General features: G+C 37.3%; 15 protein-coding genes. 1 reads left to right on the forward strand and 14 read right to left on the reverse strand.

Annotated features, from left to right (window positions below; translation table 11 throughout):
• Positions 1-13 precede the first annotated feature (13 nt).
• The 4 genes from KQ486_RS00310 to KQ486_RS00325 all read right to left on the reverse strand — a co-directional run bounded on the left by KQ486_RS00310 (position 14) and on the right by KQ486_RS00325 (position 7111).
• Positions 14-2002 (reverse strand): S9 family peptidase, encoded by a 1989-nt coding sequence (locus tag KQ486_RS00310; protein ID WP_216686480.1) that lies wholly within the window; start codon positions 2000-2002, stop codon positions 14-16.
• A 101-nt stretch (positions 2003-2103) separates the two neighbouring features.
• Entirely contained in the window at positions 2104-5685 is a 3582-nt protein-coding gene (locus tag KQ486_RS00315; protein WP_216686481.1) for a dynamin family protein, read from the reverse strand.
• Positions 5686-5733: 48 nt separating this feature from the next.
• Positions 5734-6771 carry a GGDEF domain-containing protein gene (locus KQ486_RS00320; RefSeq protein WP_144158993.1) on the reverse strand — a complete coding sequence of 346 codons (1038 nt, stop codon included), beginning with the start codon at positions 6769-6771 and terminating at the stop codon, positions 5734-5736.
• A gap of 103 nt (positions 6772-6874) precedes the next feature.
• Positions 6875-7111: a ferredoxin family protein gene (locus KQ486_RS00325; RefSeq protein ID WP_144158990.1), complete on the reverse strand. Its 237-nt coding sequence runs from the start codon at positions 7109-7111 to the stop codon at positions 6875-6877.
• 254 nt (positions 7112-7365) lie between these two features.
• On the opposite strand from KQ486_RS00325, the gene KQ486_RS00330 reads away from it, so the two are divergent.
• The gene (locus KQ486_RS00330) at positions 7366-8553 is read left to right on the forward strand and encodes a M14 family metallopeptidase (RefSeq protein WP_216686482.1); all 1188 of its coding nucleotides are present in this window, start codon (positions 7366-7368) and stop codon (positions 8551-8553) included.
• A gap of 103 nt (positions 8554-8656) precedes the next feature.
• Here the strand turns inward: KQ486_RS00330 and KQ486_RS00335 are convergent, their stop codons facing one another.
• The 10 genes from KQ486_RS00335 to KQ486_RS00380 all read right to left on the reverse strand — a co-directional run bounded on the left by KQ486_RS00335 (position 8657) and on the right by KQ486_RS00380 (position 13631).
• On the reverse strand, positions 8657-8857 hold the full coding sequence (locus KQ486_RS00335; RefSeq protein ID WP_144158984.1) for a DUF6501 family protein: 201 nt from the start codon (positions 8855-8857) through the stop codon (positions 8657-8659).
• 45 nt (positions 8858-8902) lie between these two features.
• A complete protein-coding gene (gene msrA, locus KQ486_RS00340; protein WP_144158980.1) occupies positions 8903-9853 on the reverse strand; it encodes a peptide-methionine (S)-S-oxide reductase MsrA in 951 nt (316 codons plus the stop codon).
• A 21-nt stretch (positions 9854-9874) separates the two neighbouring features.
• Positions 9875-10324 carry a VrrA/YqfQ family protein gene (vrrA, locus tag KQ486_RS00345; RefSeq protein WP_216686483.1) on the reverse strand — a complete coding sequence of 150 codons (450 nt, stop codon included), beginning with the start codon at positions 10322-10324 and terminating at the stop codon, positions 9875-9877.
• A 68-nt stretch (positions 10325-10392) separates the two neighbouring features.
• On the reverse strand, positions 10393-11058 hold the full coding sequence (locus KQ486_RS00350; protein ID WP_144158974.1) for a uracil-DNA glycosylase: 666 nt from the start codon (positions 11056-11058) through the stop codon (positions 10393-10395).
• Positions 11059-11134: 76 nt separating this feature from the next.
• Complete coding sequence (locus tag KQ486_RS00355) at positions 11135-11383, reverse strand: DUF2584 family protein (RefSeq protein ID WP_144158971.1); 249 nt, start codon at positions 11381-11383, stop codon at positions 11135-11137.
• A 152-nt stretch (positions 11384-11535) separates the two neighbouring features.
• Positions 11536-11760 (reverse strand): YozE family protein, encoded by a 225-nt coding sequence (locus KQ486_RS00360; RefSeq protein ID WP_144158969.1) that lies wholly within the window; start codon positions 11758-11760, stop codon positions 11536-11538.
• A 15-nt stretch (positions 11761-11775) separates the two neighbouring features.
• Positions 11776-12534 carry a twin-arginine translocase subunit TatC gene (tatC, locus tag KQ486_RS00365; protein WP_144158966.1) on the reverse strand — a complete coding sequence of 253 codons (759 nt, stop codon included), beginning with the start codon at positions 12532-12534 and terminating at the stop codon, positions 11776-11778.
• A gap of 109 nt (positions 12535-12643) precedes the next feature.
• The gene (tatA, locus tag KQ486_RS00370; RefSeq protein WP_144158964.1) at positions 12644-12844 is read right to left on the reverse strand and encodes a twin-arginine translocase TatA/TatE family subunit; all 201 of its coding nucleotides are present in this window, start codon (positions 12842-12844) and stop codon (positions 12644-12646) included.
• Between the two features lie 43 nt (positions 12845-12887).
• Positions 12888-13052 carry a twin-arginine translocase TatA/TatE family subunit gene (tatA, locus tag KQ486_RS00375; protein WP_144158961.1) on the reverse strand — a complete coding sequence of 55 codons (165 nt, stop codon included), beginning with the start codon at positions 13050-13052 and terminating at the stop codon, positions 12888-12890.
• A 93-nt stretch (positions 13053-13145) separates the two neighbouring features.
• The gene (locus tag KQ486_RS00380) at positions 13146-13631 is read right to left on the reverse strand and encodes a dihydrofolate reductase (RefSeq protein WP_144158958.1); all 486 of its coding nucleotides are present in this window, start codon (positions 13629-13631) and stop codon (positions 13146-13148) included.
• Between the last annotated feature and the right edge of the window lie 7 nt (positions 13632-13638).

Genomic DNA, 13638 nt, shown 5'->3' on the forward strand with positions numbered 1-13638 from the left:
CTGCTTTTTGTATTTACTGTAAATATTCATCAAACCAACCGACAATGTGATTTAACCGCTCCAGACGGAGGTTCGGTTTTCCTGTTCGTGATAAGTTGTGGTCAGCTTCAGGGAAACGAACGAACTTTGTTTTTTGTTGACGATATTTTAATGCTATGAACAACTGTTCCGCTTGTTCGATTGGACAGCGAAAATCATTTTCGTTATGAATAATCAATAAAGGAGTTTCCATCTGATCGACGTAAGCAATCGGTGAGTGCTTCCATAACTTTTCTACATCCGAAAATTCCGCTTGGATTTGCCAATCGCTGAAATAGTAACCGATATCGCTGACGCCGCGGAAACTAATCCAGTTGGAAATACTTCGCTGTGTTACAGCTGCTTTAAAACGATTTGTATGACCAACAATCCAGTTTGTCATGAAACCACCATAACTGCCTCCAGTCACTCCTAATCGTTCTTGATCAATCCAATCGTATCGATTTGTAATATAGTCAACACCGTTCATAATATCTTCATAATCACCATTTCCATAATCGCCTCTTACCGCATCGACGAATTCTTGGCTATAACTGTGACTGCCGCGCGGGTTAACATATAGAACTGCATAGCCTTTTGCGGCCAATAATTGCATTTCATGAAAGAATGTATTGGCGTAAAAAGCGTGTGGCCCACCGTGAATATTCACAATCATTGGATATTTCTTTCCTTCTTCATAGCCAGCCGGCTTCATAAACCATCCATGAACTGTCCAATCATCTTTACTTGTATAAGAAATGGATTCTGGTTTAACTACTTCCGTTTTTTCTAAAAAAGATTGATGGAAATGAGTGACTTGCGTTAACTCACCTGATGGAATATCCAAAGAGTAAAGCTCACTTGGATTTGTTGGTGTACTGACCGTCAACAATGCTTGTTGGTTTTCGCCATTCACATCAAAGCCATAGATATGGAAGTCATCTTGTAATGCTGGGTACAATTCACCATCGACATTTCCATAATAAAGAACGAGATTTCCTTGTGTCGAAACTGGAAAATAAAAATCACGATTGCTTGCCCAGACTACCAATTGCAAGACGGGCTGCTGCTGAATATCAGCCACGACAAAATCTCCGACAGGTGCGTCTAATCCTTCTGTCAAGCATGTTTTAATCCCTGTTTCAAGATCATAGTGATATAATTCTGTATGGGTTGCATTTTCATAGGTTCTTCCCATTTCAACAAACAACAATTGTTTTCCGTCTGGGGAAACCCGTAAACCTGAGACATATCCTTCCTCTGTTTCGATTAGACTAGATTGCTTGCTGTCTAGATCATACCGATAAAGATTCATATTAAAATTAAAGTCTTGATCGACTTCTTCATCAGTTACATAGAAGAAAGATTGCCCATTAGGTATCCAATCCAGGACATTGAAATTTTGCTTGCCACTTAATAAGGTCTCAACTTTTTCGTCTTCAAGGTTAACTAGTTTGACCTGTTGAAAGCTCTCTTCTAATAATCCAACACTATCTGCTTTATATTTCATCCGTTCAATGACTTTAGGCTTTGGAAGATCTTTTTCATCTTTTTCTTCTGCCTTTTCATCACCGTTTTTATTTTCATCTTTTTCTGCAGAAACGTGATAGATTACTTTTTTTCCGTCTGGGGAAAAGATTGCACTATTTACACCTTTTTCTTCGTCAGTGATCTGTTTTGCTTCTCCTCCATTCTTGGACATCAAGAATACTTGGTTTTTCTCATTTCTTGTTGATAAAAATAGAAATTGTTCTCCATTTGGTGCCCACTGGATACCAGACACTCTGTCTTTACCATGGGTCCAAGCACCTGTTGTATTTGTCGCTCGATCCCAATGGTATAAGTTCGAAACATACGTATTCTTCTCTTTATCCATTTCTGTTCGGATGAAAAGAGCTTCACTTCCGTCTGGTGAAAATCGTGGATCGGAAATCGATGAAATATGAAACAGATCATCTGCTTGCATGAATTTTTTCTCAGCCATAAGTACCCCCCTAGAAAATGAAAAGCTAGTAGAATGATCTCTACTAGCTTTGATAGATTAAGATTATTATAAATTAAAAGATAATTTTTGTCGATTACAAATTAATTCAACTGATGTTCGGCAAGAATTTCATTCAGTCTTATCTGAAGCTGTTCTAGTGATGTGATGACTTCTTTACTTTCAAAAATCAATTGTTTGTGTTTTCGTTCTAAATCGATATTCGTTAAGATTTCATCCATCAACGCATCTTTGGTAGTGTGTAATTTCTTCACAAAGGAAGTGTGCAATGTATCGTTAAATTGTTTAATGACGTCTGTTTTCTTATTACCGATCCACCGAGTGATTTCCTCGAATAGTTCGCTCCGTGTGTTTTCTTCAAAGAAGTCCTTTTTATTTTTAAAGTATTTTAAGAATTGTTTTTGTTCATCATCCGTCATTTGGAACGAGAAGGCTGGAAGCTCTGTACCCGTATAATCCTCGGTTTCAAAAAATAGCTTTTCTTGTGGAAAGCTTTCTTCAATGAATTCATTGAATTCATCAATCAGTTGATTTTTGATTCGATTCATTTGGTCATCCAATAATAAATCGATCTCGTACCATTCTTTTGTTAGTTTATGTTGAATGGATTGGACGGTTTGTTGTAATGCATTCGCTAGCTCTTCTTTTCCTTTTTTGCCGTTTGATTGGATGACTGCTGGATTGATCGTTGCCTTTAGCCATTCAATTGACTGAATATCGATTCGTTCTGCTAAATAGTGTGTCAGTTCAGTTGCTTCTTGCGTGAGCTGGTTTTCTAATACACCAGCATCAAAACTACCTAATTTCTTTTCAAGTTCGTTTCTTTCTTCTAGCTCTTTCGACAGTTTTTCTTGTTTTTCTTCTTCGTCCAAGCTCGCTTCCTGAATTGTTTCTGCAATAAATTGTTCTAAATGAGTCAGCTCTCCAATCAGGTTTTGAAAGACAATTCCTTTCGCGCCTAAGTCCATGAATTGATAAAACACTGTTTGAAGCTGATCTAGCTGTTTGGCAGCAAAATCTGCTGGTTGTTCAGTCAAAAGCTCCTTACTGGATATAGGGAAAATTGCTGGTTGACGGATTCCGTATTGTTTTAGCTGTGATTGCAAATAATTTTTCACATCATCTAACTCTTGGTCGGAATCAGCTAAGTCAGCGGCATTTAAGACAAAAAACATTTTTCCAGCGGTAATGGTTTCGCTTAGTCGACCTAATTGTCTTAAAAATTCACGGTCGGCACGTGAAAAAGCATGGTTATAATAATTTACATATAAAATAACATCGGCTTGCTTAATGTATTGGAGTGAAACATTGGTATGTCTTGCATGGATCGAATCGGCTCCAGGTGTGTCCACAAGAGTGATCCCTTCTTGTGTTAACGCACAATCATAAAAAATTTCTACTTCGTTGACGAAACAAGAAATGTGTTCTTTCGTCACATAGTCCGAAAACGTATTCAATGTCTCTACTTTTGTTTGACTAAGCCATGTCTTAGCTTGTTGAATTCCTTGCAAAAATGCATCAATAAAGGAAGCTTCCGTCCGTTCGAAGTAAGCTCTTAATGTATTCCATTCTTTTTTTAAGTATTTTGTAATTTCTGGAATGCTAGTGAATTTCTTTCGTGTATATGGTTCAAGAATTAACTGTAATTGCTCTTGAAGCATTTCATCCGATTTAAACCGTACGATAACTTTTCCATGCTCATTTTCTTCCGATACAGGTCTAATTTTATTGATTGCAGCGGTTGTCGGATTTGGTGAAACCGGCAATAATGGATTCCCGAGCAATACATTGGCGAACGATGATTTACCTGCACTGAAAGCTCCGAATAATGCAACCGTATACTCTTTTTCTTGAACTTGCTTATAGCGAGCTTTTAATTTAGTCGTCAGTTGGTCAACGATCGGTAATTGTTCAGCTTGACGGATGACTAATTCAGCATCCGATTCAATCTGTGTGTAATCTAATGATTGATCCGAGATTTCTTTCATAAAAGGGTCAGCATTTGTGATTGATTCATCTTTTTCTTTTTCATCTGCTGCTTGAATCAGTTGCTCAAGACTCTTCTTTTTTCGTTGAATTGACTTATCTTGCCAAGAACGTTCTATTTCCTGATTGATTTGCTGTGCATCTGCAGGATTAAACATTTGATTTCGCAATCGATGGATGACTTGTTTGATTTCTTCAGCGAAGTCTTGGTTGGTCTCTGACCGAATCGCTTCTTCTTCTTTGACAAGCTCATCTAATTGACGCTTTAATTCGTTGGATTTTTTTTCGCTAATGATTTCGATTAGCGGATAGATTTCTTGGATCAACTTCGATTGAATGGATTGATGTAACGATTTTGTATAAATCAATACATAATCACCAGTCACCTGAGCAGAAGGATTTACGTTACTTTGTATTAATTCTTTATCTGCTTGAAAAGAGACCGACTGAACTTGTTGTAAAAGTTTTTTTTCATTGGTCAGTTCGCGTACAGTCTCTTCTAAGTGAGAACGCACAGCCCAAACCATTTCCGACTGAATCCGGCTATTTAATTGATGGATGAAGTTAGTCATTCGTTCTTGTTTTGCTGCTTCTGTTTTTTTCTTGGTAAAAAGACTACCAACTTTAAAATTTTGTTGCTGTGATGTTAAAAATTCCTTTGCCAACTCACGTGTTTCAAAGGTCATTAAGTACGCATTGGATAAAATGGTACTCAATTCTTGTTGAAGCGATTGTTTAACAGAGCCAATTTTTTCGTGAATGTTTTCTTTTTGTTCTTCAATTAACTCTAACCGGTTCAATAATTGCTCTTGACCCGTATTTCCTGTTTGGTCGCTCTCCCATTTTTCAATAACCAAGTCCAATTCCCGTTTGATTTTTGAATCCAGTTGATCCGGAAGCTCTTCCATACGTTTTTGTAATGTTTTTTTGAATAAACTGAATTGATTCAATGGGGACTCTGAATCCTTCAATGAAGTAAAAAACATAGCATCTGGATATAAGTCCCATTCTTCATAACTGACTCGTAAACGTTGCTTATAAGAATCAAACAGCAATTCTTTTTCACGATGCTTATCAATTTGGTTAATGACAATGATGAATGGGACTTCTCGTCGTTGTAATTCTTTTAAAAATCGAAAATTGACCTCAGATAAAACATGGTTATAATCCATAACGTAAACAAATAAATCAATTAAATGGATTTGATTTAACGTACGATCGAATTCTGCATCGTCTGAAGAGTCAATCCCCGGCGTATCCATTATCGTTACTTGATGACGCAAAAAATCGTTTTGCTTATAGATTTGAACTGCTTGCACGACTTCCCCATTTTTAGAAAGTTGCTTAATTCGTTGCTCATCGACATGGTCGTCTTCTGTATAAGTGCCATCGTTTAATTGATAAATGGCTTTATCTTTCCCCGCCCTGATCTCTACAATATTCGCACTCGTAGGAATTGGACTGGAAGGTAAAATGGTTTCACCTAACAACGCATTGATCATTGAAGATTTACCGGCAGAAAAATGGCCAGTAAATCCAATGGTCACTTCTTTTTTTTGCCACTTTTCATATAAGTCGATCACTTTATCACTGAGTTGATTGTGGTCACTTTCTGATAATAAATTCATCAATGGATCGAAGTTAATCCAATTCGATTTATTCTTTACTTGCTTGCTCATTTTCTCGATCTCCCTAGTCTTGTAGTTTTTCTACATTGATTTCAGCATTCAATCATGAACGATTTGGTTCTTACCTTTCTCTTTAGCGAGACGTAAATGGTTAGTTGCTCGGTTCAGAAGTTCTTCCTTCGACTCGTCTTTTCTATGGAAAGCTATGCCGTAACTGAGTGTAATCCATTCATCCTCAAGCTCTATAATGGAATCCAAGTTCGTGTTGAAGTCATTGTTCCAGAAAGTAATTGCTTTCTGGATCTCATGCAAATCAGTGGAAAATGCAAGCACGGCGAAGTCTTCGCCACGATAGCGAAAACAATAACCGTCATTACGTGATATGGAATTCCTAAGTGTATGACCCAATGCTGTAAGGACATGGTCGCCAATGATATAACCATATTTCTGATTGATTTCATTAAAGTCATCAATATCCATTAACACAAGAGCGAATTTCCGTTCGTTCTGCACGAGTTTTTCAGTCGTATTGTGAAAAGATCTGTGATTATACAAACCTGTTAATGGATCTTTAACAACAGCGTCATCAAAATAACGGATTTCAAGTGGTTCAGGTTTCCGTTGTTTTGTAACGATGAATAACGAAATACCCACTAATAAGAGAAAAGTCATATAAAAACCATATACCCATAAATGCCATTCGTCGGTATATTGTTCTTGAAAAACCCATATACCTGTGTACCCTATGGAGATGAATGCAAATATGATTATGAAGCCAACGAGACGCCAATAAATGAGTCCGTGGATGATGACGAGCAATAAAAAAGGAGCAAACAGACTGTTGACGCCACCGGTGATGAAAATTAACCATAAAATGGCGACCAGGTCCATGCCAATTGATATAAGAGCAAAAACACGATAATACTGATGAAATAACGGTTTAATCCACAAAATGATTTGAATGACTACGGTGTAAATGAAGGCGAATCCAATAAAGTATAAAAATAGATCTTCGTGAGTTTTTAGGTAGTCCAGATAAGTTGAAAAATAAACAAGAAAAACCACTCCGATAAAAATCAACCAACGGACAATTGAAAAATAGTGCTCTGATTTTCGAAAATTATCTGTGTAGATCATATGGATTCCCCTATATATGTTTTGTCGAAAATTTCTTGCAGAATTTATACACTAAAAAGAGGCTGAATAAACATCCAGCCTCTTACTTTGGTTCATTGGCTTACTATTCTTGGAAGAACCTTCTGTTTAACTCGATGTATTCAGTTTCTTCCGCAGGAACCTCATCCTCATGATAAATGGCTTCAACTGGGCAAACTGCTTCACAAGCCCCACAGTCGATACAAATATCAGGATCTATATAGAACATGTCCTTACCTTCTTCAATACAATCTACAGGACATACTTCGACGCATTCACCCGCTTTTTCATCTTTACACGGTGATGTAATGACAAATGCCACAATAATTCCTCCTTATTCATGTATATCTTTATCCTATCATTATTTTAAACAACCACCAAGCAGAAATAAACCCTCTCCCATGAAAATTATATGTACTTTTCGCCAAACTTGCAACAGTGCTACATCGGTTGCATATTCTATACCAGTTCATTGGCTATTTATAAACCTGTCTTTTCACGGCAAAAACTCATGCTAATACGCTTCACAGCTAAACAGTCTACCATCATTCGATCAGACATTTGGAGGGATAAGCTTTGGAAATTATTGTTCAACCGGGAATGACGTTTTACGATCTTTCTCGGACGTTCGGCATTTCATTGGATCTATTATTGAAATCCAATCGTTTCTTGGAACCCGATCAGTTGATTCCAGGCCAAGTTATAAAAATACCTGGTTATGAAACGGTTTCTCATCGGATTCAATCGGGTGATACGCTTTATCAATTAGGGACGACTTACGATGTACCTATAGAGCAATTATTACTGATTAACCAAGTTGAACCGACAAGGCTTGAAATCGGCCAAACGTTGGAAATACCTCGAATAACAGAACAACGAATCACGAATGTACGTAAGCCATATACGTCCGAACGCGTGGAAGATGAATTGATGTTACTTATCTCTCGCTATCCTTTTATGGAACTTCGAACAATTGGAGAATCCGTCTTGGGAAAACCAATTTATGAGCTGCATATCGGGACAGGAGATAAGCTCGTTCATATAAATGGTTCATTCCATGCGAATGAGTCGATTACGACGAATGTTATTATGGCTTTTATAGAGAATTATGCATATTCAATGGTTAATCAAGATCCCATTCGTGGAATTGATATGAGTTCATTTTTTAGAGAGGTTCGGCTTTCAGTTGTTCCCTTAGTCAATCCCGATGGTGTTGATTTAGTGAATGGACAATTACCGAGCGATCAGGAAATTCGTGAACAGGTAATTGAAATCAATAACGGTAGCACAGATTTTCGCTCGTGGAAGGCGAATATCAGAGGGGTCGATTTGAATAATCAATATCCTGCAGGGTGGACGATTGAGCAACAAAGAAAACCCAAAACACCCCAACCACGTAATTTCCCTGGGTTTGGCCCGTTGACGGAACCAGAAGCATTGGCTTTATATAATCTTGCATTTGAAGAGCAATTTGACCGCGTTCTAGCACTTCATACACAAGGTGAGGTTATTTATTGGGGATATGAGGGTCTTGAACCACCTGAAGCGGAACAGATTGCATTGGAGTATCAACAAGTCAGTTCATATACACCGATCCGTTATGTCGACAGTCATGCAGGCTATAAAGATTGGTTTATTCAAGAGTTCCGAAGACCAGGCTTCACTATTGAATTAGGTAAAGGTGTGAACCCACTCCCAATTAGTCAGTTTGATGTTCTTTATGAAGAAATGTTGGGTATTTTCCTGGCCAATTATTATATTTAAACACAAAAAAGAGAGTACACCTCTCAATGACTATAGTAAAGGTGTAACTCTCTTTAATCATTTTAAAAAGAACAATTATGAAATTGACTCTACTTTATAATACTTATTCTTCAAAATAGTTTTTGTAGAATCCGCCCATTTTACCGGTATCATCAATCACAAAATAAAATTCTTCCGTTTCATTCTTCACTTGATAAGTCTTTCCGACTGTAAGACAGTCTGTGACGGTGAACTTTTCTGCATCCGTATTGACACACTTAATTTCTTTTAATGTTTTATTTTCATTCCATGTTTTATGAATCATCGACTACTCCACCTTTTAATCAAACGTATGATTAATTCTTAGATTTTACTCAAATAATTGCTTGTACTTCCCGTAACCTTCTTTTTCTAAGTCCTCTTTTGGGATGAATCGCAGTGCTGCAGAATTGATGCAATATCTCATGCCACCTTGATCTTGTGGTCCGTCATTGAATACGTGGCCAAGATGTGAATCAGCATGTCCACTACGAACTTCCACTCTCCGCATACCGAATGATGTATCGAGTTCTTCGTTCAATGGAGCAATTGGTTTAGTGAAGCTTGGCCACCCGCAATTCGCATCATACTTCTCATTTGAAGAGAATAGTGGTTCTCCACTCACGATGTCTACATAAATCCCTTCTTCTTCATGATCCCAATATTCGTTTTGGTAGGGTGGTTCAGTGCCATTTTCTTGTGTGACAATATATTGCATTTCATTCAGACGATTGCGAAGGTCCTCTTTATCTTGGTCTTTCCAAGTGTTTTCAATAAATTGCTTTCTTCCTGATCCTTTTTTATACAGTTGGTAATGAAAAGAATTTTTTTTGTAATAATCTTGGTGTTCTTCTTCAGCTTCATAGAACGTTTCTGCCGGACGAATTTCTACAACAATGGGTTGGTCGAATTTATTGCTCTCCTCCATTTTCTGTTTCGATTGTTCGGCTAATTGCTTTTGTTCATCATCATGGTAAAAAATAGCTGGTTTATAGGACTCCCCGCGGTCGGCAAACTGACCCTCTGCATCAGTTGGATCAATTTGTTGCCAATAAATCTCCAACAACTCATCATAAGGAAAAATGTTTGGATTGTATGTGATTTGTACTGCTTCCAGGTGACCTGTCGTTTCCGAACATACCTCTTGATAGGTAGGATTTTCAACAGATCCACCTGTATAGCCAGAAACAATCTTCTCTATTCCTGGTCTTCGGTCAAATGGTTCGACCATACACCAGAAGCATCCTCCCGCGAATGTTGCTTTTTTTAATTGTTGTTCCATAATAAGCTCCTTTCTGAATGGCTAAATATATAGTTTAGGTCCTGGTATTCCATCAATTTCGTTTTTATGATCGGTTGTATCTGGTTGTTTCTGTAGCTGCTTATCACCAGAATCAGCTGCTTGAATCGAGCCTCCATCCTCTTGGTCTTCGGTAAGTGACTCTTCTTCCTGATCCTCTGACTCTTCAGTTAACATGATTTTAGCCATATCAATCAACATCGGTGCGTTTTTTATTAGTGGTGCGTATTGTTTCCAAATGGGCAAAACTTGCTGAACAACCTGTAAACCTTTATGGACTTTCGTAATTGAATTTACGAGACTACTCGTTTGTGAATACGGTGCTAAGCCTGCATTGGGTGGCATGGCGTATGGTGGTACATCCTGTGCCTTCGCAGGTAAGTAATTGAGTACCTGTTGCAAAAATGGTGGCTTCTGTGCCGGCGGCTGTTGATAAAAATTAAAAGGATACATAAAGAAAACCTCCTCATAGACTACTACTTATAGTCTACGAATAGGACAGCTATCACGTATGGGCGATTTTACGATATTCTCCAATCAATTGGATTTTTACCTTTCTCGATTAAGTACTGATTCGTTTTCGAGAACGGTTTGCTGCCAAAGAAGCCCCTATATGCGGATAGAGGGCTTGGATGTGCAGAGTGGATGACCAGATGTTTGAATGGATTAATGGTTTGCCCTTTTTTTAATGCATGTTTTCCCCAAAGAATAAACACCACATTTTCTTTTTGCTTACTAATTTTCTCAATGACATGATCTGTAAACTGCTCCCAGCCTAGATTTTGGTGAGAGAATGCCTCACCATCTCGCACGGTCAAAACTGAATTCAGTAACAGAACACCTTGGTTTGCCCAACCGGTTAAGTCGCCATGTTTTGGTTCGCTTATTTGCATATCGTCACTTAATTCTTTAAAAATGTTCCGTAATGATGGTGGAATCGTCTGTCCTTTTGCGACAGAGAAACTTAATCCGTTTGCTTGATTAACGCCGTGATAAGGATCTTGTCCGATAATGACCACTTTCGTTTGGTTAAAAGGTGTTTCATTGAATGCACGGAATAAATCCTGTTTAGCTGGAAAAACGGTTTCTTTCTCATATGCATGCTGCACTGCCTGTATTAATTGTTGAAAATAAGGCTGTTTAAATTCATTCGCTAATTCTTCGTTCCAATCGGTAATTATTTGCATAGTATTTCCCCTTATTATTTCCTGGGAAAGCGCAGGAAACGTAGACATTCGACATGATTATGAAAGGATTATGTCATTAATTGACGCTATATAGTGAAATTAATTGATATTGGCAAATGGTAAGACCTTTAGAAAATGATAATTTAGCAACTTTTGCAGTGCCAATTTGGTCTGAATCAAGTGACCGCTGGATATCAATTGGTTCTTCCATCGGAAATATATGGTATCCATCAAAAATTATTTCAAATAAATCGTTTTCCTCAGAGATTCGACGTTCCTGACCTTCCGTAACGATCTTCCATTGCATCACAAAGTGATTGGACATCCTTTCACCTCTCCTCTGTTCCTTACTATTATCCTAGACGATAGACAGGTTAAGTTTCAAGATATTTGTCATGAACATTCTCAATTTGTGCTATAGACAAAGGAAAGCTGCACTCAACTAGTCAAATCTATGACTCTGAGTACAGCTTTCGGTTAGTCATTTTCGTAATTTAAGTATTCCGTCCATAATTCATCGAATATGGATAATGCCTCCGGAAAAGGACTATTGAATTCAAGGTAATCTGTCAGCTCGGCATAACTGGTTGTTTGTTTTGGAAAGTCATGTTCTTGAAACATCCAGTCAGCGAGCCTTTTTTTATTATTATGTCGATCTCGAATACCTCGATAGCTCATGGCAAAATGATAAAAACTTCTCAATTAAACTCACCTACATTATTCATCAGTATCTGTATACAATGATTTCAAGTGTCTCATTCTTCTTCGGTAAACGATACCAGACATAAAGATTGCTATTTCATATAACAAAATTAACGGTCCAGCAACGAGTAATTGTAATACGAAGTCTGGAGGAGATAACATCGCTCCTAGAATAACAAGAATTAAATAAGCGTACTTTCTTGTTTTCTTCATTACCTTTGGATCCAAAATACCTAAACTCGTTAGAAACATTGCAATTAATGGAACTTCGAAAAAGAACGCAAAAGGAATGGTTGTTTGCATGATGAATTTAAAATAATTTCTGGCTGTGTACATTTCTTGTACAACACCCTCACTTAAATCCAAAAGAAAATGTAAAATTAAGTCTTTAATGAAAAAGAAGCCAAAACCAAGACCCAATACAAACAACAAAAACATTGCGGGAATGTATAACAAACTCACTTTCCGTTCCTTTTTCGTTAATCCTGGGCTGATGAATAGCCACAATTGTAATCCTAGAAATGGCAAGGTAATGATCAATCCTGCCATCGTGGCAATCATAATGTAGACCCAAATAATTTCAAAAGGGCTCAAAATTGTCAGCTGGAAAGGTACATCGCCTTCAACGTAAAAGTAGATATCTTTTGCGAAATAAAATCCAAGTCCAAAAAAGACAATAAATACACCTAGAGAAATGAACAATCTTTTTCTTAACTCACCTAGGTGACCTGTCCAATGCATATCTTCTGGAATTGTTTGTGTGTTTTTTGCCATATCTTTCACCCTTCTAACGACAAAGCTTACTCTTTTGAACGAATAAAACAAGTATTAAGAATAAAAGAAGATGTAAGGGAGTCCTTACACCTTTCAGTTCCCAACGTATTTATTGATCTTTTTGATTCGTATCTTTTTGATCTTTTGAAGAGGAGTCATCATTCACTAAATCGTTTGTTGCTTTTTTAAATTCTTTCAACGTGCTACCAAAGGCCTTTCCGACTTCAGGAAGCTTAGAAGGTCCGAATACCAACAATGCAACAATTAGAATCAAAATCAAGCCAGGAATACCAATTCCTCCAAGTGACATAAAAATGCACCTCACGATAATAAGTTAGTTTATTTCAATGAACTTAACGATTATTTTCCTTTTCATCTTCTTTTTCACTTTTTGATGAATTTTTGAATTCTTTGAACGTTTGTCCAAATGCTTTACCTAATTCGGGCAGTTTTTTTGGCCCGAATAAAACAAGTAAAATTAATAGAATTAATATTAATCCTGGAATTCCTACATGCACGGCTCACACCTGCCATTTCTTCATCTGTTACCTTCTTATTTTCACCGATTTGGAGAAATATTGCAAACATAAGGTTCATTTGTTGTAAAATATTCACGTTTTATCTCGTTCGTAAACATAAAATACATGCTCATATTTATTTTTCTCATCCACAATACCTTTTTGACTGGATACTTCCTCCCATTGACTCCAATTGACTTCAGGAAAATAAGTGTCCCCTTCAAATGTTTCATGAATTTTTGTGACATACATTCGGTCGACAAAATCAATCGCTTTTTCAAATAGTTGCGAACCACCGATGATGATGATTTCATCATAAGATTTAAAGCGATCTAGCTCGTCCCATGAATGAATGACGGTACAACCTTCCTGCTCATATTTTTCATCTCTGGTCATGATAATATTCTCTCTATTCGGCAAGGGCCTTCCAATGGATTCAAACGTTTTCCGTCCCATTACGATGGGTTTACCTGTAGTCACTTTTTTAAAATATTTTAGGTCATTCGGTAGATGCCAAGGCATTCCGTTCTGATGACCGATGACTTGATTTTCATCAAATGCAACCATTAACGAATACATGCTGTCA

This window comes from Allobacillus halotolerans, assembly GCF_018967645.1.
Classification (GTDB): domain Bacteria; phylum Bacillota; class Bacilli; order Bacillales; family Alkalibacillaceae; genus Allobacillus; species Allobacillus halotolerans.